Source organism: Pseudomonas cucumis (assembly GCF_030687935.1).
GTDB lineage: Bacteria > Pseudomonadota > Gammaproteobacteria > Pseudomonadales > Pseudomonadaceae > Aquipseudomonas > Aquipseudomonas cucumis.
In genome coordinates this window covers 851,994-873,190 of record NZ_CP117454.1, presented here as the reverse complement: position 1 = coordinate 873,190, position 21,197 = coordinate 851,994, and the positions used below count along the sequence as shown (strand labels likewise).

Sequence of the window (21,197 nt, the reverse complement as noted above, 5' to 3'; positions counted from 1 at the left end):
CACGTCATCCGTTGTTCAGCTATCGCAAAACCTGAAGGGTGATTCGTGGTACTGCAACAACCGCAGGGTCAGGCGTTCAGCGCGTCTGGCCCTGCTTCATATTGCGTATGGTGAGCCGCTAGCGCCCACGCGATCCGCGCCAGCTTGTTAGCCAGGGCGCAGGCCACCACGTTCGAGTGTCGTCGCCCAAGCAATGAGCGCACCCAGTCGGCCAGAGCCCCTTTCTGGTGTTCTAGCCTCTGCATATAGACCCGAGCACATTGAACCAGCAACTGCCTGAGATGCTTGTCGCCGCGCTTGCTGATGCCCAGCAAATTAGCCCTGCCGCCGGTGCTGTACTGCCTGGGCACCAAGCCCACGGAGGCGGCGAAGTCACGGCTGCATTTGTACTGTTGGCCATCGCCCACCTCTACAGCCAGCAGGCTGGCGGTGATCGGCCCGACACACGGCAAGCTCAGCAAGCGGCTGCCGAGATCATCGTCGGCCAGTTGGCTTGCCAGCTCTTTATCCAGCGCCTTGATCTGTTCATCCAGATAACAGAAATGCTCATGCAAGCGCTGTAACAGGACTGTCAACCGAACGGGCAACTCATGCTCAGCCAAAATACTCGCCAACCGCTTCATGATCGCCAGGCCCTTGGGCAGGCTGATGCCGAACTCCAGTAGGAAACCATGCATTTGATTGGCGGTTTTGGTGCGATCGCGTACCAGCGACTCGCGCAGGCGATGCAGAACGGAAAGCGTCTGCTGTGCCTCTGTTTTAGGCGAAACGAAGCGCATCGATGGACGCGAAGCCGCCTCGCAAATGGCTTCGGCATCCACGAAGTCATTTTTGTTGCCTTTGACGAAGGGGCGGACGAATTGCGGGGAAATCAGTTTGGCTTCATGCCCCATGGCCATCAGCTGGCGAGCGACGAAATGCGCGCCGGCACAAGCTTCCATCACCACGGTACAGGCCGGCAGATTGCCGAAAAGCGTCATCATTTGTTGACGCGAGAGCTTCTTGCGAAACACCTCTCGGCCCAATTTGTCTTGGCCGTGCAGGTGGAAACTGTGTTTACCGAGATCGATCCCGATCAGCGCTGACTCGCTCATGATGATGGCCTCCGAAAACAAAACACCCTGCGAAAGCGTAGCCCTCGCAGGGTGTGGGGGTGACCATCTCATTAATGCCCCGCCGTTTTCACGGCGGGGCATTTTTTATAACGTTGAAGCGGTCAGGCGCGGGGTGATTAAACGCCCGAAGCCTTGGCTGCTGCTACGTCTTTGATGGACAGCTTGATACGGCCGCGGTTGTCCACGTCCAGTACCAGTACTTCCACTTCCTGGCCTTCTTTCAGGATGTCGGTCACTTTCTCAACGCGAGCATCGCTCAGCATCGAGATGTGAACCAGACCGTCCTTGCCCGGCAGGATGTTGACGAATGCGCCGAAGTCGACGATGCGCTCAACCTTACCAACGTAGATCTTGCCGATCTCGGCTTCTGCGGTGATGCCCAGAACGCGCTGACGTGCCGCTTCAGCCGCTTCCTTGGTTTCGCCGAAGATCTTGATCGAACCGTCGTCTTCGATGTCGATCGAAGCCTTGGTTTCTTCACAGATCGCACGAATGGTCGCGCCGCCTTTACCGATGACATCACGGATTTTGTCGGTGTCGATTTTCATCGCGATCATGGTCGGAGCGTTTTCCGACAGCTCGGTACGCGACTGGCCAATGATCTGGTTCATCTGACCGAGGATGTTCAGGCGCGCTTCCAGGGCTTGGCCCAGAGCGATTTCCATGATTTCTTCGGTGATGCCCTTGATCTTGATGTCCATCTGCAGCGCGGTAACACCTTTGGCGGTACCGGCTACTTTGAAGTCCATGTCGCCGAGGTGATCTTCGTCGCCCAGGATGTCGGTCAGGACGGCGAATTTCTCGCCTTCTTTAACCAGACCCATGGCGATACCGGCAACCGGTGCCTTCATCGGAACGCCGGCATCCATCAGAGCCAGGGAAGCGCCGCAGACCGAAGCCATGGAGCTCGAACCGTTGGACTCGGTGATTTCCGACACAACACGGATGGTGTACGGGAACACGTCGGCAGCAGGCAGCATGGCCTGAACCGAACGACGGGCCAGACGGCCGTGACCGATTTCGCGACGACCAGCGCCACCCATGCGACCACACTCACCTACCGAGAACGGAGGGAAGTTGTAGTGCAGCATGAACGGGTCTTTTTTCTCGCCTTCCAGGGTGTCCAGCAGCTGTGCGTCACGGGCAGTACCCAGAGTCGCGACTACCAGGGCCTGGGTTTCGCCACGGGTGAACAGTGCCGAACCGTGGGTCTTCGGCAGAACACCGACTTCGATGTTCAGCGGACGTACAGTCTTGGTGTCGCGACCGTCGATACGTGGCTTGCCGTTAACGATGTTCTCGCGAACGGTGCGGTATTCGATTTCGCCGAAAGCCGCTTTGACTTCAGCGGAAGTCGGTTGGCCTTCTTCACCGGACAGCTTGGCAACCACCTGGTCTTTCAGTTCGCCCAGACGAGCGTAACGGTCGGCCTTGATGGTGATGGTGTAAGCCTGGGAGATCGCCTCGCCGAACTCGGCACGGATAGCGCCCAGCAGTGCGGTGGCTTCTGGCTGAGGAGCCCAGGTCCAGGTCGGCTTGGCAGCTTCGGCGGCCAGTTCCTTGACGGCGTTGATCACCACCTGGAACTCGTCGTGAGCAAACAGTACAGCGCCCAGCATCTGGTCTTCGGTCAGCTCTTTGGCTTCCGATTCAACCATCAACACAGCTTCCGAAGTACCGGCAACGACCATGTCCAGGCTCGAAGCTTTCAGTTGTTCGTAAGTCGGGTTCAGCAGGTAGCCGGTGCTTTCATGGAACGCAACGCGGGCAGCGCCGATCGGGCCATCGAAAGGAATGCCGGAGATGGCCAGGGCAGCCGAGGTACCGATCATCGCAGCGATGTCCGGATCGGTCTTTTTGCTGGTGGAAACGACGGTGCAGACAACCTGCACTTCGTTCATGAAGCCTTCTGGGAACAGCGGACGGATCGGACGGTCGATCAGTCGGGAAGTCAGGGTTTCTTTCTCGGAAGGACGGCCTTCACGCTTGAAGAAACCGCCAGGGATCTTACCGGCAGCGTAAGTCTTTTCCTGGTAGTGAACGGACAGAGGGAAGAAGCCCTTGCCTGGATCGGCTTGTTTGGCACCGACGACGGTCACCAATACGCTGACGTCGTCGTCAACAGTGACCAATACTGCGCCGGAGGCCTGACGGGCGATACGGCCAGTCTCGAGGGTAACGGTCGACTGACCGAACTGGAATTTTTTGATTACCGGGTTCACGGTGTCCTACCTTCTTTTGTGGCTCTTGGGGAACTTGTCTTCTTGCGAAATTCTTGGGCAATGTCGGGAATCGGCCCAACGCCTGTCCAGGGTAAAACGTATATCCAGATAAAACTTGAGGCTGGGAGCCTGCCATGCGCCAGCGGGAAACCCACTGACGCACGACAGACAACCAACCTCTAGCGCAATCGCTTATTAGCGACGCAGACCCAGGCGAGCGATCAGAGCGCTGTAACGGCTCACGTCCTTGCCTTTCAGGTAGTCCAGCAGCTTACGACGCTGGTTTACCATACGGATCAGGCCACGACGGGAGTGGTGATCTTTACCGTTGGCCTTGAAGTGACCTTGCAGTTTGTTGATGTTGGCGGTCAGCAGTGCAACTTGCACTTCTGGCGAACCAGTGTCACCAACGGCTTGCTGGTAGTCAGCTACGATTTGAGCTTTTTCTTGAACGTCGAGAGCCATGAGGCAATCCTTTTATCAGGAAACTGTTTCAAAGAAACAGCTTCAACAGGCCAGGGACAAATCCCTGTATCTATAAATGAGTAGTGACCGTGCCTGTTAACAGCCACACTCGCCGGCCTGCTGTTACACAGGCCGGTTCCGGTCATTCTGACCGAATCAGTCGACGTGGCGCGATGCGCCCGTCTTCGCTCACTTCACCGATACCGATGAAGCGACCGTTGTGATCCTGTACCCGTACCATGCCGAACTTCGGTGCATCCGGGGCGCGTACCGGTTGGCCGTTAAGCCAGTAGAACGCGCTGTGCTCCGAGAAATGCAACAGTGGCCAGTCCAGCAGGCCGCTGTCCGATGGCATCAGGAAGCGGTCGACCGCTTCGTTACCGCCTTCGGCATGTACCGCTTCAAGCTCTTCCAGAGTGACGGTCTGTGCAAGCGTGAAAGGCCCGGCCTGGGTACGTCGTAATTCAGCTACGTAAGCGCCACAACCGAGTTGCTCACCGATATCCTCCACCAGGGTACGGATATAGGTGCCTTTGCTGCAATCCACCGCAAGCCGCGCAGTATCACCCTCAAAGGCCAGTAATTCCAAGCGCGCAATAGTAACAGAACGCGGTTCGCGCTCCACTACTTCGCCTGCACGGGCCAGCTTGTACAGCGGCTGGCCATCACGCTTGAGCGCCGAGTACATCGGCGGTATCTGACTGATTTGCCCACGAAATTTTGGCAGCACAGCTTCGATATCGGCGCGACCAACGGTCACTGGACGCTCCAGCAAAACCTCACCTTCGGCATCGGCCGTGGTGGTGGTCTTGCCCAGCTGCGCCAGGGTTTCATAACCCTTGTCGGAATCGAGCAGGTATTGCGAGAACTTGGTGGCCTCGCCGAAGCACAACGGCAGCACGCCGGTGGCCAGCGGGTCAAGACTGCCGGTGTGCCCGGCCTTCTCGGCATTGAGCAACCAGCGGACCTTCTGCAGTGCCGCGTTGGAGGTGAATCCCAGCGGCTTGTCGAGCAGGATGATGCCGCTGACGTTACGACGGATACGTTTGACCTGAGCCACCGATTACTCCTTGGCGTCTTCGGGTTCAGCCGCTACCGGGTGCTGATTGTCTTCAGCCACCGCACGCTCGATCAGGGCCGACAGGTGCGCGCCACGCACGACACTTTCGTCGTAATGGAAGTGCAACTGCGGAACGCTGCGCAACTTCATTTCGCGAGCCAACTGCATACGCAGGAAACCTGCGGCGGAGTTGAGCACCTTGATGCTTTGCGCGATGTCGTCGCGGCTGTCCTGGCCCATCACGGTGATGAAGATCTTGGCGTGACCGACGTCACGGCTGACTTCAACAGCGGTAATGGTGACCAGGCCGACGCGCGGGTCTTTGACTTCACGACGGATCAGCTGTGCCAGCTCACGCTGCATCTGATCGCCGATACGTTGGGTACGGCTGTATTCTTTTGCCATGTCTTGTTACCTGTTACTGCCCCACGGTGAAACCCGAGGGGTCTGAAAGCGGCAAACGCCCGGCCTGACAAAAGCCAGACCGGGCGTTGCGTTTAGAGTCCGGACGTTGCGCCGCGCATCTGCATGCGGCGGCTCATCGTGGCCCTTGAAGTGCGCGAGTCAGAGGCTGCGAGCAACCTGAACCTTCTCGAAGACTTCGATCTTGTCACCGACCTTGACGTCGTTGTAGCTCTTCACGCCGATACCGCATTCCATGCCGGCACGTACTTCGGAAGCGTCATCCTTGAAGCGGCGCAGGGATTCCAGCTCGCCTTCGAAGATAACGATGTCTTCACGCAGTACACGGATTGGACGGTTACGGTGAACAACACCTTCGATAACCATGCAACCGGCGATCGCGCCAAACTTCGGCGAACGGAACACGTCACGCACTTCAGCGGTACCCAGGATGTTCTCGCGAACATCGCTGCCCAGCATACCGGTGAGGGCTTTCTTGACGTCTTCGATGATGTCGTAGATCACGTTGTAGTAACGCATATCCAGACCTTCCTGCTCGACGATCTTGCGAGCGCCAGCATCGGCACGCACGTTGAAGCCGAACAGTACAGCGTTGGAGGCCAGTGCCAGGTTGGCATCGGATTCGGTGATACCACCGACACCGCCACCGACCACACGCACTTGCACTTCGTCGTTACCCAGGCCATTCAAGGCACCGTTCAACGCTTCCAGCGAACCACGGACGTCGGATTTGAGGACGATGTTGAGCGTCTTCTTCTCTTCCTGACCCATGTTCTCGAAGATATTTTCAAGCTTGCCGGCGTGAGCACGGGCCAGTTTGACTTCGCGGAACTTGCCTTGACGGAACAGAGCCACTTCACGGGCTTTCTTCTCGTCGGCAACAACGCTCATCTCGTCGCCAGCGTCCGGGGTACCGTCCAGGCCGAGAATCTCGACAGGGATGGAAGGACCGGCTTCCTTGATTGGCTTGCCGTTCTCGTCGAGCATGGCGCGAACGCGGCCATAGTTCGAACCGACCAGCACCATGTCGCCTTGGCGCAGGGTACCGTCTTGAACCAGAACGGTAGCAACCGGTCCACGACCTTTGTCGAGACGCGATTCAACCACGACGCCACGGCCAGGAGCCGAAGGGGTCGCTTTCAGTTCAAGAACTTCAGCTTGCAGCAGAACAGCTTCGAGCAACTCGTCCACGCCGGTACCGACTTTCGCCGAAACCGATACGAACGGGGTGTCGCCGCCCCACTCTTCCGAAGTCACGCCGTGAACCGACAGTTCGCTACGGATGCGATCGAGATCGGCGCCCGGCTTGTCGATTTTGTTCACTGCAACAACCAGCGGAACACCAGCAGCCTTGGCATGCTGAACGGCTTCAACGGTTTGCGGCATTACGCCGTCGTCCGCTGCAACCACCAGGATCACGATGTCGGTCGCCTTGGCACCACGAGCACGCATGGCGGTAAACGCGGCGTGACCAGGGGTGTCGAGGAAGGTGACCATGCCGCGTTCAGTTTCAACGTGGTACGCACCGATGTGCTGGGTGATACCGCCGGCTTCGCCAGCAGCTACCTTGGCACGACGGATGTAGTCGAGCAGCGAGGTCTTACCGTGGTCAACGTGGCCCATTACGGTCACAACCGGTGCACGGGAGAACGCTTCACCTTCAAACTTCAGGGACTCGGCCAGGGAATCTTCCAGGGCGGTGTCGCTGACCAGGGTCACTTTGTGGCCCAGCTCTTCGGCAACCAGTTGGGCAGTTTCCTGATCCAGTACCTGGTTGATGGTCGCTGGAGTACCCAGTTTGAACATGAACTTGATGATTTCAGCAGCCTTGACCGACATCTGCTGGGCGAGATCGCCAACAGTGATGGTCTCGCCGATCTTCACTTCGCGCACAACAGGGCCGGTTGGGCTCTGGAAACCGTGGGCGTTGCGTTTCTTCAGCTTGGCCTTGCCGCGACCACCACGACGGAAGCCATCGCTTTCTTCGTCGGTAGTACGTGGCGCAACACGTGGAGCAGGCGCTTTTTCCTTGACCGAAGCACGATGCGGAGCGTTTTTGCGCTCGCCATCGCCACTGCCACGACGATTGCTATCGTCGGCACGTGGTTTGTCCGGACGACGCTGCTCGTCGCGTTTGCGAGTGTCGGCCGCAGGTGCTGGTGCAGCTGCAACAACCGGCGCGCTTTCACGCACTGGTTCGGCAACTGCAGCAGGCGCTGCAACGGCGTCGTTAGTAGCGGTTTGCGCAGCAGCAGGCTGGCGACGCGCTTCTTCTTCGGCGCGACGCTTGGCTTCTTCTTCAGCCTTCTGACGTGCAGCATTTTCTACTGCGCGACGTTCTTCCAGTTCGCGTTTGCGCTCGGCTTCGATTTCTTCCGGGCTGCGTTGTACGAAGACTTTCTTCTTGCGTACTTCAACGCTGATGCTCTTGCTACCAGCAACACGCAGGGTGCTGGTGGTTTTGCGCTGCAATGTAATCTTGCGCGGTTCTTCCACTTTCGCCTTGTGGCTGCTCTTCAAGTGAGTCAGCAAAGACTGCTTCTCACTATCGCTCACCCCTTCATCGGCGGCGGTGTGCGGCAGACCTGCCTCACGCATCTGCTGCAACAGGCGCTCTACCGGTGTTTTGACCTCATCGGCCAGTTGTTTCACCGTGACTTGCGTCATGCACTTCTCTCCTCAGGCCGCGCCTAATTACTCGAACCAATGGGCTCGGGCGGCCATGATCAACTTGCCGGCACGATCATCGTCAATGCCGTCGATGTCGAGCAGGTCGTCAATAGACTGCTCGGCCAGGTCTTCGCGGGTAATTACGCCGCGCACCGCCAGTTCCATCGCCAAATCCTTGTCCATACCCTCAAGCGAGAGCAGGTCTTCGGCCGGATGGGCGTCTGCCAGCTTTTCCTCAGTAGCGATGGCTTTAGTCAACAAACGATCCTTGGCGCGAGCGCGAAGCTCGTTGACGGTTTCTTCGTCAAAGCCGTCGATGTTGAGCATTTCTTCCAACGGTACGTAGGCAATCTCTTCCAGGCTGGTGAAGCCTTCATCTACCAGCACCTGTGCCAGGTCTTCGTCGACTTCCAGCTCGTCGATGAAGTTGCGCAGGATGTCGCCGGTTTCTGCTTGCTGCTTAGCCTGGATGTCCGATTCGGTCATCACGTTCAGGGTCCAGCCAGTCAACTGGCTAGCCAGACGCACGTTCTGACCACCGCGACCGATGGCCTGAGCAAGATTGTCTGCGCCAACGGCGATGTCCATTGCATGGGCATCTTCGTCAACGATAATTGCCGCCACTTCAGCCGGCGACATCGCATTGATCACGAACTGCGCCGGGTTATCGTCCCACAGGACGATATCCACACGCTCACCGCCCAATTCGCCGGACACTGCCTGGACGCGCGAACCGCGCATACCGATGCAAGCGCCTTGCGGATCAATGCGTTTGTCCTTGGAGCGGACCGCGATCTTGGCGCGCGAACCCGGGTCGCGGGACGCAGCCATTACTTCGATCAGGCCTTCAGCGATTTCCGGCACTTCGATGCGGAACAACTCGATCAGCATTTCCGGCGCGGTACGCGACAGGATTAGCTGAGGGCCGCGGTTCTCGGTGCGGATTTCCTTGAGCAGCGCACGCAGACGCACGCCAACCCGGAAGGTTTCGCGAGAAATGATGTCTTCACGGGCCAGCAACGCTTCAGCGTTATTGCCCAGATCGACGATCACGTTGTCGCGGGTGACTTTCTTCACGGTGCCGGAGATGATTTCCCCCAGGCGCTCGCGATAGGCGTCAACGACTTGAGCACGCTCGGCTTCGCGAACTTTCTGCACGATGACCTGCTTGGCGGTCTGTGCAGCAATGCGGCCGAACTCGATGGATTCGATCTTTTCTTCGACAACATCGCCGACCTTGGCACCAGGATGCGTTTCTGCAACCTTGCTCGGCCAGGTTTCGATGGCCGGATCGTCCAGGTCTGCTTCTTCGACGACCGTCCAGCGACGGAATGTCTCGTAAGCACCGGTGTGGCGATTGATTTCCACACGCAGATCGACTTCGTCCTCGAAACGCTTTTTGGTAGCAGTGGCCAGAGCCAGCTCCAGCGCTTCAAAAATTACGTTTGCCGGTACGCCCTTTTCATTGGATACCGACTCAACAACCAGCAGTACTTCTTTGCTCATCGTACGCCTCGCCTTTCGCAAGCCATTGGATCCGCGGGATCCGCGTCTCAGTCAAAACTGGGAATAATGTTGGCCTTGTCGATCATATCGATCGGCAACAGGAACTCATGGTCTTCAACCTGCACCACGACGTCCTGCTCTTCTACACCGCGCAGAAGGCCCTGAAAGTTGCGCCGACCTTCAAAAGGCGAGCGCAGCTTGATCTTCACTTGTTCACCGGCAAATTTTGCAAACTGCTCAATAGTGAACAGTGGGCGTTCCATGCCAGGCGAGGAAACTTCAAGGGTGTATTCAACGGCGATCGGATCTTCAACATCCAGTACACCGCTGATCTGACGGCTGACGATGGCACAATCGTCCACCAGCACGCCGCCCTCTTTATCAATATAAACGCGCAACATTGAGTGGCGACCTTGAGCCGAAAACTCAATACCCCAGCATTCATAGCCTAGGGCCACGACCACCGGGGCCAGCAAGGCCTGCAACTCTTCTAGCTTGCTCGACACCTGAACCCCCTCGTGCATGTATGTGCATGCTGTGCAAAATAAAAAAATGGGCGAAACGCCCATCCTTGAAACGCCGTTGAACAGCGGCGTTGAAAGTGTCCAGCTAACAAAAAGCCCCTTAAAAGGGGCTCCTTAAACTGGTTGCGGGGGCCGGATTTGAACCGACGACCTTCGGGTTATGAGCCCGACGAGCTACCAGACTGCTCCACCCCGCGACAAAGCTGGGGCGGAAGTATACGACCGATCCCTGACAGGGTCAATGTAACCTTCCACCTACAAGAAAGCCCGCAACAGCGGGCTCTCCTGATAATTGGTACCGAGAAGGGGACTCGAACCCCTACACCCTATGGGCACAACCACCTCAAGGTTGCGTGTCTACCAATTCCACCACCTCGGCAATACTACGTTTGAAACCCTTCTTACTTCTGCTCTTGAGCTGGAGGTACGTCAGCCGCTGGAGTAGCCGACTTTTGCTCTTGAAGCACCGGAACATCATCAGAAGCCGGTTGTTGCTTTGGAACTTCCAACACTGCCGGGTTTGGCAAACCTACCTGAGTCAGCTGGTGAGCCTTCTCTTTAGCAAAGTAACCTAACCCTAAGCTGGTTATGAAGAAACCGGCGGCAAGTATAGCAGTAAACTTACTAAGAAAGGTAGAGGAACCTTGGCTTCCGAACACAGTATTTGAAGCACCTGCTCCGAAAGACGCGCCAGCATCCGCACCTTTACCCTGCTGCAGTAAAACCAGAGCAACTACGCCCAATGCACCCAGCAGATGAAAAACGACTACGACTGTTTCCAGCATTTTTTCAGTTTCCCGCGGCGCGACAAATCGCACCGAACTCATCTGCATTCAGGGAAGCTCCACCAATGAGCCCCCCATCGATATCCGGCATGCCGAACAGTTCGACCGCATTGGCCGCCTTCACGCTGCCGCCGTATAGAAGCCGCACACCTTGCGCGACTTCAGAATTCTCTGCCGCCAACTGGGCTCGAATGGCTGCATGCACATCCTGCGCCTGTTGCGGCGAAGCAGTCAGCCCGGTACCAATGGCCCAGACCGGCTCGTAAGCGATTACTGCCTTTGCAAAGACACCTACACCCAGCCCCTCAATGATACTGCCAAGCTGACGCCCGACAACCTCAAGAGTTTTTCCAGCTTCGCGTTCTTCAAGGGTTTCCCCTATGCATAACACTGGAATCAAGCCACATGCCTGTGCCGCTGCGAATTTGCGAATGAGTGTTTCATCATTCTCGCCAACGATCTGGCGCCGCTCGGAATGCCCAACGAGCACCAGCGAGCAACCTTCATCAGCCAATTGACTCGGCGCAACTTCACCGGTCAATGCACCTTGCTTGGATTCCACCGCAGCGTTCTGCGCGCCGACCTTGATCGACTTGCCTTCCAGACCATCAATCACTTGATTGATATGTAAGAAAGACGGGAATACCGCAACATCAACACCGCTCGGCAAGGCCTGATGACGAAGGCCATTGATCAGCTCAGCGACGCTGGCGCGGGTACCGTGCATCTTCCAGTTACCAGCTACCATAGGGCGACGCATGCTGTACCTCGTCGGTCAAAGTGGGCGCAGATGTTACCCAACACAATCATGGCTGGCAAGCCGAAATCAGACAGAAACTTCAGTTACCAGTTTTGCCAGCTCTTCGGCATAACCGCGAACCTGCGTTTCGTCCTCGCCTTCGACCATGACCCGCACCAGCGGTTCTGTCCCGGACTTGCGTAACAATACGCGCCCACGACCGGCCATCGCCTGGGTGACACGATCACTGGCTTCCTTGACTGTCGGATGTTCGATCGGATTCGCACCACCGCCAAACCGGACATTGATCAGCACCTGAGGACACTTGCGCAGCGCCTGACGGGACTGAGCCAGGCTTTCTACGCGCCTCTTGAGGGCCATCAATACCTGCAACGCGGCAATGATTGCATCACCGGTGGTGGTATGACTGAAGCAGACAATGTGCCCTGAGTTTTCTCCACCCACCTGCCAATCGCGCTCCAGCAGCTCGGAGATCACGTAACGGTCACCAACGTTGGCGCGCACAAAAGGAATCGCCAGATCAGCCAGGGCCAATTCCAGCCCCAGGTTACTCATCAGCGTACCGACCACACCGCCCTGCAACTTGCCGCGCTCTTGCAGATCGCGAGCAATGATAAATAACAACTCGTCGCCGTCGACGACAGTGCCGGCGTGATCGACCATCTGGACCCGGTCGCCATCACCGTCAAAGGCAATACCCAAATCGGCATGCTCGGCCAATACGGCAGCTTGCAGTGGCTCCATATGGGTCGAACCGCAATTCTCATTGATGTTCAGGCCATTGGGATGAGCAGAAAGCACAACAACATCGGCCCCCAGTTCACGGAACACACTAGGCGCCACTTTATAGGTCGCACCGTGAGCGCAGTCGATCACGATTTTCAGCCCGGCAAAACTGGTACCGGTCGGAACACTGCTCTTGCAGAATTCGATATAACGGCCCGAGGCATCGTTGATTCGAGACACCTTGCCGATCTTGCTCGACTCAACCACGGTCATCGGGGTGTCGAGCAGCTCTTCAATCATCAGCTCGACTTCATCCGGAAGCTTGGTGCCCTTCCCGGAGAAAAACTTGATACCGTTGTCGTCATGAGGGTTGTGCGAAGCGCTGATCACGATACCGGCTTCGGCATGAAAGGTACGCGTCAGATAGGCGATGGCCGGCGTCGGCATCGGGCCGAGGAGCATCACATCAGCACCTGCCGAGGTCAGCCCTGCCTCAAGCGCCGACTCGAACATGTAACCGGAAATCCGGGTGTCCTTGCCCACGAGCACCTTGCAAGCACCCATGCTGCGAAATGCCATGCCTGCCGCCCAGCCAAGCTTGAGCATGAAATCAGGAGTAATCGGGTATTCACCGACCCGACCACGAATGCCGTCGGTGCCAAAGTATTTTTTGCTCATAAGTACTCCATCATTCTTATTTGGCTGATTCTACGGCGGCGATCATCCGCACCACATCGACGGTTTCGGCCACATCATGGACGCGCAATATACGCGCGCCCTTGATCGAAGCCAGTGCCGCGAGCGCCAAACCACCATGCAGGCGCTCTCCCACCGGCCGATTCAAGGCCTGCCCGATCATGCTTTTTCGCGAAACCCCGACCAACAGGGGCCGCCCCAAGGCATGCAAGGCCTCCATATGCTTAAACAAGCTCAGGTTGTGCTGCAAAGTTTTTGCGAAGCCGAAGCCCGGATCGAGAATGATCCGCTCGGCGGGGATACCTACCGACGCGCACTGAATCATGCGCTCGACGAGAAACTCGCCGACCTCTTTCGTCACATCCTGGTACTGCGGATTGTCCTGCATGTCGCCCGGCTCGCCGAGCATATGCATCAGACACACCGGCAAACCAGTGGCCGCCGCTGCATCCAGGGCTCCGTCTCGACGCAACGAACGCACATCATTGATCAAGCCGGCCCCCAACCTTGCGGTTTCGCGCATGATCGCCGGTGTAGAGGTATCGACAGAGATAATCACATCGAGTTCACGGTGAATACGCTCGACGACAGGCGCTACGCGCTCCATCTCTTCAAGGGGTGAAACCGCCCTGGCACCGGGCCGAGTCGATTCACCGCCAATGTCGATCAGTGTCGCGCCAGCCGCCACCATCGCCTCGGCGTGGCGCAGGGCCGCATCGAGCTGACTGTATTGACCACCATCGGAAAAGGAGTCGGGAGTGACATTGAGAATGCCCATGACATGCGTCTGGGCCAAATCAAGAACCCGGTTGCCGCAAGGCAACCGGGTCGAGGACTGAACAGAAGTCATTTCAAACCTTATACGTCAGCAGCCGGGCCACCGATTGGTGTTTCCGGACGCCCATCCTGCACTGCTGGAGGCGTGCCGGAAGTATCGCTGCCGCCAGACCAGTCGCGAGGTTCGCGAGGCGTACGACCCGCCATGATGTCATCGATCTGATCGGCATCGATCGTTTCGTACTTCATCAAGGCATCCGCCATGGCGTCGAGCTTGTCACGGTTATCCGTAAGGATCTGCTTGGCCGTGCCGTAGCACTGGTCAATGATGCTGCGTACTTCGGAGTCGATCAGCTTGGCTGTCTCGCCGGAGAAGCTGGCATGTTGACCACCACCGCCACGACCGAGGAACACTTCGCCCTCTTCTTCGGCGTACATCAACGGACCGAGTTTTTCCGACAACCCCCACTTGGTCACCATGTTCCGTGCGATCTGGCTGGCACGCATGATGTCGTTGGATGCTCCGGTAGTGACACCGTCGAAGCCCAGGGTCATCTCTTCAGCAATACGACCGCCGTACAGCGAACAGATCTGACTGATCAGTGCACGCTTGGACAGACTGTAGCGATCTTCTTCCGGCAGGAACATGGTCACACCGAGCGCGCGACCGCGCGGGATGATCGACACTTTGTAGACCGGATCATGCTCAGGCACGACGCGACCGACGATAGCGTGGCCAGCCTCGTGATAAGCAGTGTTCTGCTTCTCTTTCTCGGACATGACCATGGACTTGCGCTCGGCACCCATCATGATCTTGTCTTTGGCCAGCTCGAACTCTTTCATCTCGACGATGCGTTTGCCGGCACGGGCTGCGAACAACGACGCCTCGTTCACCAGGTTGGCCAGATCGGCACCGGAGAAACCAGGAGTACCACGCGCGATCACGGCCGGAGCGACGTCGTCACCCATTGGCACTTTACGCATGTGGACTTTGAGAATCTGCTCGCGACCACGGATATCCGGCAGACCGACCACGACCTGACGGTCGAAACGACCCGGACGCAGCAATGCAGGGTCCAGTACGTCGGGACGGTTGGTCGCTGCGATGACGATGATGCCGTCATTCATTTCGAAGCCATCCATCTCTACCAGCAACTGGTTGAGTGTCTGTTCGCGCTCGTCGTGACCACCGCCCATGCCGGCACCACGGTGGCGACCGACGGCGTCGATTTCATCGATGAAGATGATGCAGGGCGCGTGTTTCTTCGCCTGCTCGAACATGTCGCGAACACGACTGGCACCGACACCGACGAACATTTCGACGAAATCGGAACCGGAAATGGTAAAGAACGGCACTTTGGCTTCGCCGGCGATCGCCTTGGCGATCAAGGTTTTACCCGTACCAGGAGGACCGACCATCAGAACGCCACGAGGAATGCGACCGCCCAAGCGCTGGAACTTGCCCGGATCACGCAGGAATTCGACCAGTTCGCCAACTTCTTCCTTGGCTTCGTCGCAACCGGCAACGTCAGCCAACGTGGTTTTCACCTGATCTTCGGAGAGCAGGCGCGCCTTGCTCTTGCCGAAGCTCATCGGCCCGCCCTTGCCACCGGCACCGCCCTGCATCTGCCGCATGAAGAACATGAAGACAGCGATGATCACCAGAATCGGAAAGCTTGCGACCAGGAGTTGAGTCCAGATGCTTTGCTGCTCAGGCTGCTTGCCTTCGACTACCACGTGGTTATCCACGAGGTCGCCGATCAGGCCATTGTCCTGGATTGCCGGACGGATGGTCTTGAAGCTGTCGCCATCGTTGCGCTTGCCGGTAATCACGTAGCCATCAACCGCTACGCGCTCGACCTTGCCATCCTTGACCTGCTGGATGAAGTCGGAATAGTTGAGGGTCTGCGGCTCGTTAGGGCTGGAGAAGTTGTTCATCACCGTCACCAGGACAGCCGCGATGATCAACCACAGGATCAGATTCTTTGCCATATCGTTCAATTAACTACCCTCTGAAGCAAGCTCCGCTAATGGCGCGTGCTTCGCATGATATTCACCGGCCTAACTTACTACATTACCTACGGCTCTGGCAGGCGCCGTCTGTAACCCTTTGTGAAACACTTTCTACACAATATTCGCTAATGCTCACGGGACGAAATACGAAAAACCTATCGCCCCGGTCGAAAAACCTTTTATTCCTCACTGCGACCACGGAAACCACGGCCCAGCAGGTACTGCTCACGGGAGCGATCACGCGACGATTTCGGCTTGCGCGTCGTGACCTTCTCGAACTGCTTGCGAACGCTTTTGTGGTATTCGTCGAAGCCTTCACCCTGGAAGACCTTGATCAAAAAATCACCACCCGGCTTCAACACCCGAGTCGCAAGATCCAGTGCCAACTCGCACAGGAACATCGATCGCGGCATATCAACAGACGCCAATCCACTCATATTGGGGGCCATATCGGAAATCACAAGGTCCACCTCGTTTTTTCCGACAGCTTCAAGGATCTGCGCCAGCACGGCGTCCTCGGTGAAGTCACCCTGAATGAAGGTCACATCCGGGATGCTGTCCATTTCCAGGATGTCGGAAGCGATCAGTGTGCCTTGCCCACCAATCAGACGACTGGTCACCTGGGACCAGCCACCCGGGGCGGCACCCAGGTCGATCACGCTCATGCCCGGACGGATCAAACGATCCCTTTCCTGAATCTCCAGCAGCTTGTAGCTGGCACGGGAGCGATACCCGTCTTTTTGCGCCATTTTCACGAATGGGTCGTTGAAATGCTCTTGCAGCCATTTAAGACTTGTCTTGGAACGGGCCACGGGCCACCTCGAAAATAAAACGGGTCGTGATTAACTGGGCGGTCCCGGACTCGCTCGGGTAAACTGGCCGCCGCTTTTTACAAGATCAGACGCAGGGGTCAGATTATGCCGCTCACTCAAGAGCAGAAGAAACAGTACAAATCCATTGGCCACCATCTGAAACCAGTTTTGATTGTGGCTGACAACGGTTTGACTGAAGGTGTGTTAGCCGAACTTGAACGCGCGCTGGCGGATCACGAGCTGATCAAAATCAAGCTCAACATCCTCGATCGCGAATCGCGCCTGGCAGCCATTGCAGAACTCTGCAAGGCCGGCAAAGCCGATCTGGTTCAGGTCATCGGCAAGATGGCACTGATTTACCGCAAGAACTTCAGCGTCAACAAGCAGCTGTCGAACGTCCATCGCTTCAAGTGATGACAAGGGTCAAGGGTGTGCTTCGCGCACCCTCACACCCCATCCCGGCACAGGCTGCATCACTAGCACCAGCCCGGAAAATCCCAGAACAAGATAGCTGAACAGCTGCCAATGCGCCGCCTGCGGCCAGCCGACGTGGACCGCGAAATACATCGCACCTCCACACAGCGCCATCATCAGTAGTTGCCCACGAATATCGCGCCATAGACTGGCAAGGCCCTCGGCCTGAACCAGCACCAAAGCCTGAAAAATCACACACGCTGTGGCAAATCCCACCATCAGCGTATTCAGCATGCCTGCAATTTCGTCGATCAGCAGCGGTGCCAGGCCTATTCGCCCCAGCACCGGTAGCAGACCAATGTGCAACAGCCACAGGCCGCCAACCCAAAGCATCTGGGTCAGCTGCCAAAGCATGGCGCCCGCACGTAGCGGGCACCTTCTTTCAGAGGTGGCGAACTTCGACAATCTCGTACTCGATAACGCCACCTGGCGTTTTCACGGCGACCACATCACCCTCTTCCTTGGCAATCAAGGCACGGGCGATTGGCGAACCGACGGAGATCTTACCCAGTTTGATGTCTGCTTCATCCTCACCAACGATCTGGTAAGTCACGCTTTCATCGGTCTCGACGTTGGCGATTTCGACGGTGGTGCCGAAAATCACCTTGCCGGTGTGCTCGATGGTTGTTACGTCGATGACCACAGCGTTTTGCATGCGGCCTTCAATGTCACGAATCCGCGCCTCGACCATCCCCTGCTGCTCGCGAGCAGCGTGGTATTCGGCGTTTTCCTTCAAGTCACCCAACTCACGGGCCGTACCGATGTCCTGGCTGAGCTTCGGACGGACGACCTTGGTCAGATGAGCGTGTTCTTCTTCCAGGGCCTTGGCGCCCTTGACGGTCATTGGGTATTTGATCATGCCTTCAATCCTGCGTGTAGATCCTGCAAGCGGCGCACGGTCTTCTCGGGACCGAACTTCAGCGCTTCGCAGATAGCTTCGCCAGCAGCAATGGTAGTGGTGCAGTAGATCTTGTGCTGCAAGGCATTACGACGAATGGAGTAGGAATCGGCGATCGACTGGCGACCTTCGGTGGTGTTGATGATCAGGGTGACTTCGTCATTCTTGATCATGTCGACCACGTGCGGACGACCCTCGGTCACCTTGTTCACACGACGCACTTTCAGGCCTGCGGCTTCGATGAGCTTGGCAGTACCGGCAGTGGCGACCACTTCGAAGCCCAAGTTGATCAGATCACGGGCCACGCCTGCAACCAGTGGCTTGTCATCGTCACGCACGCTGATGAACGCAGTACCGCCAGTCGGCAGCACTTCGCTGGCACCCATCTGGGCTTTGGCAAAGGCTTCGCCGAAAGTATCGCCCACACCCATCACTTCACCGGTGGACTTCATCTCAGGGCCCAGGATCGGGTCCACGCCAGGGAATTTGGCGAATGGGAACACCGCCTCCTTCACGCTGTAGAAGTTCGGAATGATTTCTTTGGTGAAGCCGATTTCCTTCAGGGTTTTACCGGCCATCACGCGAGCCGCGATCATTGCCAGGGAAACACCGATGCACTTGGACACGAACGGTACGGTACGGGAAGCGCGCGGGTTGACTTCGATGACGTAGATGTCTTCGCCTTGCAGCGCCAACTGAACATTCATCAGGCCGACAACGCCCAATTCCAGAGCCATTTTCTTGACCTGTTCGCGCATCTCGTCCTGGATGTGAGCAGGCAGCGAGTACGGCGGCAGGGAGCATGCCGAGTCACCGGAGTGAACGCCGGCCTGCTCGATGTGCTGCATGATCGCGCCGATCACCACGTCGGTGCCGTCACAGACCGCATCCACGTCCATTTCAATCGCGCAATTGAGGAAGTGATCGAGCAGCACCGGGCTGTCGTTGGATACTTTCACCGCATCACGCAGGTAGCGCTTGAGCTCTTCTTCTTCGTAGACGATTTCCATCGCGCGACCGCCCAGTACGTAGGACGGACGAACCACCAGCGGGTAACCGATCTTGGCCGCAGCACGAATCGCTTCGTCTTCGCTGCGCACGGTGGCGTTTGGCGGCTGACGCAGGTTCAGACGCTCAACCATTTGCTGGAAGCGCTCACGGTCTTCGGCACGGTCGATGGCGTCAGGGCTGGTGCCGATGATAGGCACGCCGGCCTCTTCCAGGGCACGCGCCAATTTCAACGGGGTTTGGCCGCCGTACTGGACGATCACGCCTTTAGGCTTCTCGACGCGGACGATTTCCAGTACGTCTTCCAGGGTCACTGGCTCGAAATACAGACGATCGGAAGTGTCGTAGTCGGTGGAAACGGTTTCCGGGTTACAGTTGACCATGATGGTCTCGTAACCGTCTTCGCGCAGGGCCAGTGCCGCGTGTACGCAGCAGTAGTCGAACTCGATGCCCTGGCCGATACGGTTAGGACCGCCGCCGAGGATCATGATTTTGTCGCGGCCCGACGGCGCGGCTTCGCACTCTTCCTCGTACGTCGAGTAGAGGTAAGCGGTGTCGGTGGCGAACTCGGCCGCGCAGGTGTCAACGCGCTTGTAGACCGGGAAGATTTCCAGCTTGTGACGGTGGCGACGCAGAGCCTTCTCGGTCACGCCCAGCAGCTTGGCCAGACGCATGTCGGAGAAGCCTTTGCGCTTGAGGCGGAACATCAAGTCGTGGTCGATGCTGGCCAGACCCAGGGTCTTGACCTTCTCTTCTTCCTTGATCAGATCTTCGATCTGCACCAGGAACCACGGGTCGATCATGTTCATGCCGAAAATGTCTTCGACCGACAGGCCGGCGCGGAACGCGTCAGCGACGTACCAGATACGCTCGGCGCCTGGCACGGTCAGTTCGCGCTTGAGGATGCTCATGCTTTCCGGGTTGCTCAGGTCGAGCTTCTCGTCCAGGCCGCAAACGCCCACTTCCAGACCGCGCAGGGCTTTCTGCAAGGATTCCTGGAAGGTCCGGCCGATGGCCATGACTTCACCGACCGACTTCATTTGAGTGGTCAGGCGCGCGTCGGCTTTCGGGAATTTCTCGAAGGCGAAGCGTGGCAGCTTGGTGACGACGTAGTCGATGGACGGCTCGAAGGACGCCGGGGTCTTGCCACCGGTGATGTCGTTCGACAACTCATCGAGGGTGTAACCGACGGCCAGTTTCGCCGCGACCTTGGCGATCGGGAAACCGGTGGCTTTCGAGGCCAGGGCCGAGGAACGGGATACCCGCGGGTTCATCTCGATCACGACCATGCGACCGGTGTTCGGGCAAATGCCGAACTGGACGTTGGAACCACCGGTCTCGACGCCGATCTCGCGCAATACCGCCAAGGAGGCGTTACGCAGGATCTGGTATTCCTTGTCGGTCAGGGTCTGTGCTGGCGCAACAGTGATCGAGTCACCGGTATGCACGCCCATCGGGTCGAAGTTTTCGATGGAGCAGACGATGATGCAGTTGTCCTTCTTATCGCGGACAACCTCCATCTCGTACTCTTTCCAGCCAATCAGCGATTCGTCGATCAGCAGCTCTTTGGTCGGCGACAGGTCCAGACCGCGGGCGCAGATTTCTTCGAACTCTTCACGGTTGTAAGCGATACCGCCACCGGTGCCACCCATGGTGAAGGACGGACGAATGATGCACGGAAAGCCCAGGCGATCGAGAACCGCGTTGGCCTCTTCCATGCTGTGGGCGATACCCGAACGCGGGCAGTCCAGACCGATGGATTTCATCGCCTTGTCGAAGCGCGAACGGTCTTCGGCCTTGTCGATGGTGTCAGCGTTGGCACCGATCATTTCTACGCCGAACTTCTCCAGAACGCCTTCGCGCTCCAGGTCCAGGGCGCAGTTCAGGGCAGTCTGGCCACCCATGGTCGGCAGCAGTGCGTCCGGACGCTCTTTCTCGATGATCTTGGCAACGGTCTGCCACTTGATCGGCTCGATGTAGGTGGCGTCGGCCATGGCCGGGTCGGTCATGATGGTCGCCGGGTTGGAGTTCACCAGGATGACGCGGTAACCCTCCTCGCGCAGGGCTTTACAGGCCTGGGCGCCGGAGTAGTCGAATTCGCAGGCCTGGCCGATCACGATCGGGCCAGCGCCGAGAATCAGGATGCTTTTAATGTCTGTACGTTTTGGCATGGGTTGTCACTCAAATCCGCAGGTCAGTCGGCAAGCCGTCTTGTTCAATCTCTGAAGCCTTGAGGGGGCCGCCGGTTTCGGGACCGCCCCCA

At 57.6% G+C, this 21,197-nt stretch carries 18 protein-coding genes and 2 tRNA genes; 1 reads left to right on the top strand and 19 read right to left on the bottom strand.

The features are described from left to right. Positions 1-68: 68 nt before the first annotated feature. The 16 genes from PSH97_RS03725 to rlmE form a co-directional block, all read right to left on the bottom strand. A complete protein-coding gene (locus PSH97_RS03725; protein ID WP_305448152.1) occupies positions 69-1,094 on the bottom strand; it encodes an IS110 family RNA-guided transposase in 1,026 nt (341 codons plus the stop codon). A gap of 137 nt (positions 1,095-1,231) precedes the next feature. Then, entirely contained in the window at positions 1,232-3,337 is a 2,106-nt protein-coding gene (gene pnp / locus PSH97_RS03720) for a polyribonucleotide nucleotidyltransferase (protein WP_305448151.1), read from the bottom strand. A gap of 195 nt (positions 3,338-3,532) precedes the next feature. Continuing rightward, positions 3,533-3,802, bottom strand: coding sequence for a 30S ribosomal protein S15 (gene rpsO / locus PSH97_RS03715; RefSeq protein WP_011332409.1), 270 nt, complete (start codon positions 3,800-3,802; stop codon positions 3,533-3,535). A gap of 142 nt (positions 3,803-3,944) precedes the next feature. Next, positions 3,945-4,862 carry a tRNA pseudouridine(55) synthase TruB gene (gene truB / locus PSH97_RS03710; RefSeq protein ID WP_007900465.1) on the bottom strand — a complete coding sequence of 306 codons (918 nt, stop codon included), beginning with the start codon at positions 4,860-4,862 and terminating at the stop codon, positions 3,945-3,947. A 3-nt stretch (positions 4,863-4,865) separates the two neighbouring features. Beyond that, positions 4,866-5,267 carry a 30S ribosome-binding factor RbfA gene (rbfA, locus tag PSH97_RS03705; RefSeq protein WP_007900467.1) on the bottom strand — a complete coding sequence of 134 codons (402 nt, stop codon included), beginning with the start codon at positions 5,265-5,267 and terminating at the stop codon, positions 4,866-4,868. A 159-nt stretch (positions 5,268-5,426) separates the two neighbouring features. After that, positions 5,427-7,952 carry a translation initiation factor IF-2 gene (gene infB, locus PSH97_RS03700; protein ID WP_007900470.1) on the bottom strand — a complete coding sequence of 842 codons (2,526 nt, stop codon included), beginning with the start codon at positions 7,950-7,952 and terminating at the stop codon, positions 5,427-5,429. 27 nt (positions 7,953-7,979) lie between these two features. Then, the gene (gene nusA / locus PSH97_RS03695; RefSeq protein WP_007900474.1) at positions 7,980-9,461 is read right to left on the bottom strand and encodes a transcription termination factor NusA; all 1,482 of its coding nucleotides are present in this window, start codon (positions 9,459-9,461) and stop codon (positions 7,980-7,982) included. A gap of 47 nt (positions 9,462-9,508) precedes the next feature. Further along, on the bottom strand, positions 9,509-9,967 hold the full coding sequence (gene rimP, locus PSH97_RS03690) for a ribosome maturation factor RimP (protein ID WP_010463487.1): 459 nt from the start codon (positions 9,965-9,967) through the stop codon (positions 9,509-9,511). A gap of 138 nt (positions 9,968-10,105) precedes the next feature. Then, positions 10,106-10,182, bottom strand: a tRNA-Met gene (locus PSH97_RS03685). 96 nt (positions 10,183-10,278) lie between these two features. Further along, a tRNA-Leu gene (locus tag PSH97_RS03680) sits at positions 10,279-10,364 on the bottom strand. A gap of 22 nt (positions 10,365-10,386) precedes the next feature. Beyond that, on the bottom strand, positions 10,387-10,770 hold the full coding sequence (secG, locus tag PSH97_RS03675) for a preprotein translocase subunit SecG (RefSeq protein WP_305449745.1): 384 nt from the start codon (positions 10,768-10,770) through the stop codon (positions 10,387-10,389). A gap of 4 nt (positions 10,771-10,774) precedes the next feature. Continuing rightward, positions 10,775-11,530, bottom strand: coding sequence for a triose-phosphate isomerase (gene tpiA, locus PSH97_RS03670; protein ID WP_305448150.1), 756 nt, complete (start codon positions 11,528-11,530; stop codon positions 10,775-10,777). A gap of 66 nt (positions 11,531-11,596) precedes the next feature. Next, entirely contained in the window at positions 11,597-12,934 is a 1,338-nt protein-coding gene (gene glmM, locus PSH97_RS03665; RefSeq protein WP_305448149.1) for a phosphoglucosamine mutase, read from the bottom strand. A 16-nt stretch (positions 12,935-12,950) separates the two neighbouring features. After that, positions 12,951-13,802, bottom strand: coding sequence for a dihydropteroate synthase (gene folP / locus PSH97_RS03660; protein WP_305448148.1), 852 nt, complete (start codon positions 13,800-13,802; stop codon positions 12,951-12,953). Between the two features lie 8 nt (positions 13,803-13,810). Further along, positions 13,811-15,721, bottom strand: coding sequence for an ATP-dependent zinc metalloprotease FtsH (gene ftsH / locus PSH97_RS03655; RefSeq protein ID WP_052965666.1), 1,911 nt, complete (start codon positions 15,719-15,721; stop codon positions 13,811-13,813). A gap of 200 nt (positions 15,722-15,921) precedes the next feature. Beyond that, entirely contained in the window at positions 15,922-16,554 is a 633-nt protein-coding gene (gene rlmE, locus PSH97_RS03650) for a 23S rRNA (uridine(2552)-2'-O)-methyltransferase RlmE (protein ID WP_003177853.1), read from the bottom strand. A 105-nt stretch (positions 16,555-16,659) separates the two neighbouring features. Between rlmE and PSH97_RS03645 the strand changes: the two genes are divergently transcribed. Next, positions 16,660-16,968 carry a YhbY family RNA-binding protein gene (locus PSH97_RS03645; RefSeq protein WP_007900503.1) on the top strand — a complete coding sequence of 103 codons (309 nt, stop codon included), beginning with the start codon at positions 16,660-16,662 and terminating at the stop codon, positions 16,966-16,968. Positions 16,969-16,977: 9 nt separating this feature from the next. Here PSH97_RS03645 and PSH97_RS03640 read toward each other — a convergent pair whose 3' ends face one another. The 3 genes from PSH97_RS03640 to carB are packed head-to-tail and all read right to left on the bottom strand — an operon-like array spanning position 16,978 to position 21,105. Then, on the bottom strand, positions 16,978-17,382 hold the full coding sequence (locus tag PSH97_RS03640; protein ID WP_305448147.1) for an MFS transporter: 405 nt from the start codon (positions 17,380-17,382) through the stop codon (positions 16,978-16,980). 28 nt (positions 17,383-17,410) lie between these two features. Continuing rightward, the gene (gene greA / locus PSH97_RS03635; RefSeq protein WP_205890899.1) at positions 17,411-17,887 is read right to left on the bottom strand and encodes a transcription elongation factor GreA; all 477 of its coding nucleotides are present in this window, start codon (positions 17,885-17,887) and stop codon (positions 17,411-17,413) included. Then, positions 17,884-21,105 carry a carbamoyl-phosphate synthase large subunit gene (gene carB, locus PSH97_RS03630; protein WP_305448146.1) on the bottom strand — a complete coding sequence of 1,074 codons (3,222 nt, stop codon included), beginning with the start codon at positions 21,103-21,105 and terminating at the stop codon, positions 17,884-17,886. The genes greA and carB overlap by 4 nt, the downstream gene beginning before the upstream one ends. Between the last annotated feature and the right edge of the window lie 92 nt (positions 21,106-21,197).

Excerpts from the sequence above, each read along its gene's own strand:
- PSH97_RS03645 (WP_007900503.1), top strand. The coding sequence starts at position 16,660 with ATGCCGCTCACTCAAGAGCAGAAGAAACAGTACAAATCCATTGGCCAC.
- tpiA (WP_305448150.1), bottom strand. The coding sequence starts at position 11,530 with ATGCGTCGCCCTATGGTAGCTGGTAACTGGAAGATGCACGGTACCCGC.
- infB (WP_007900470.1), bottom strand. The coding sequence starts at position 7,952 with ATGACGCAAGTCACGGTGAAACAACTGGCCGATGAGGTCAAAACACCG.
- rbfA (WP_007900467.1), bottom strand. The coding sequence starts at position 5,267 with ATGGCAAAAGAATACAGCCGTACCCAACGTATCGGCGATCAGATGCAG.
- greA (WP_205890899.1), bottom strand. The coding sequence starts at position 17,887 with ATGATCAAATACCCAATGACCGTCAAGGGCGCCAAGGCCCTGGAAGAA.
- nusA (WP_007900474.1), bottom strand. The coding sequence starts at position 9,461 with ATGAGCAAAGAAGTACTGCTGGTTGTTGAGTCGGTATCCAATGAAAAG.
- PSH97_RS03725 (WP_305448152.1), bottom strand. The coding sequence starts at position 1,094 with ATGAGCGAGTCAGCGCTGATCGGGATCGATCTCGGTAAACACAGTTTC.
- PSH97_RS03640 (WP_305448147.1), bottom strand. The coding sequence starts at position 17,382 with ATGCTTTGGCAGCTGACCCAGATGCTTTGGGTTGGCGGCCTGTGGCTG.
- secG (WP_305449745.1), bottom strand. The coding sequence starts at position 10,770 with ATGCTGGAAACAGTCGTAGTCGTTTTTCATCTGCTGGGTGCATTGGGC.
- folP (WP_305448148.1), bottom strand. The coding sequence starts at position 13,802 with ATGACTTCTGTTCAGTCCTCGACCCGGTTGCCTTGCGGCAACCGGGTT.
- carB (WP_305448146.1), bottom strand. The coding sequence starts at position 21,105 with ATGCCAAAACGTACAGACATTAAAAGCATCCTGATTCTCGGCGCTGGC.
- rpsO (WP_011332409.1), bottom strand. The coding sequence starts at position 3,802 with ATGGCTCTCGACGTTCAAGAAAAAGCTCAAATCGTAGCTGACTACCAG.
- ftsH (WP_052965666.1), bottom strand. The coding sequence starts at position 15,721 with ATGGCAAAGAATCTGATCCTGTGGTTGATCATCGCGGCTGTCCTGGTG.
- glmM (WP_305448149.1), bottom strand. The coding sequence starts at position 12,934 with ATGAGCAAAAAATACTTTGGCACCGACGGCATTCGTGGTCGGGTCGGT.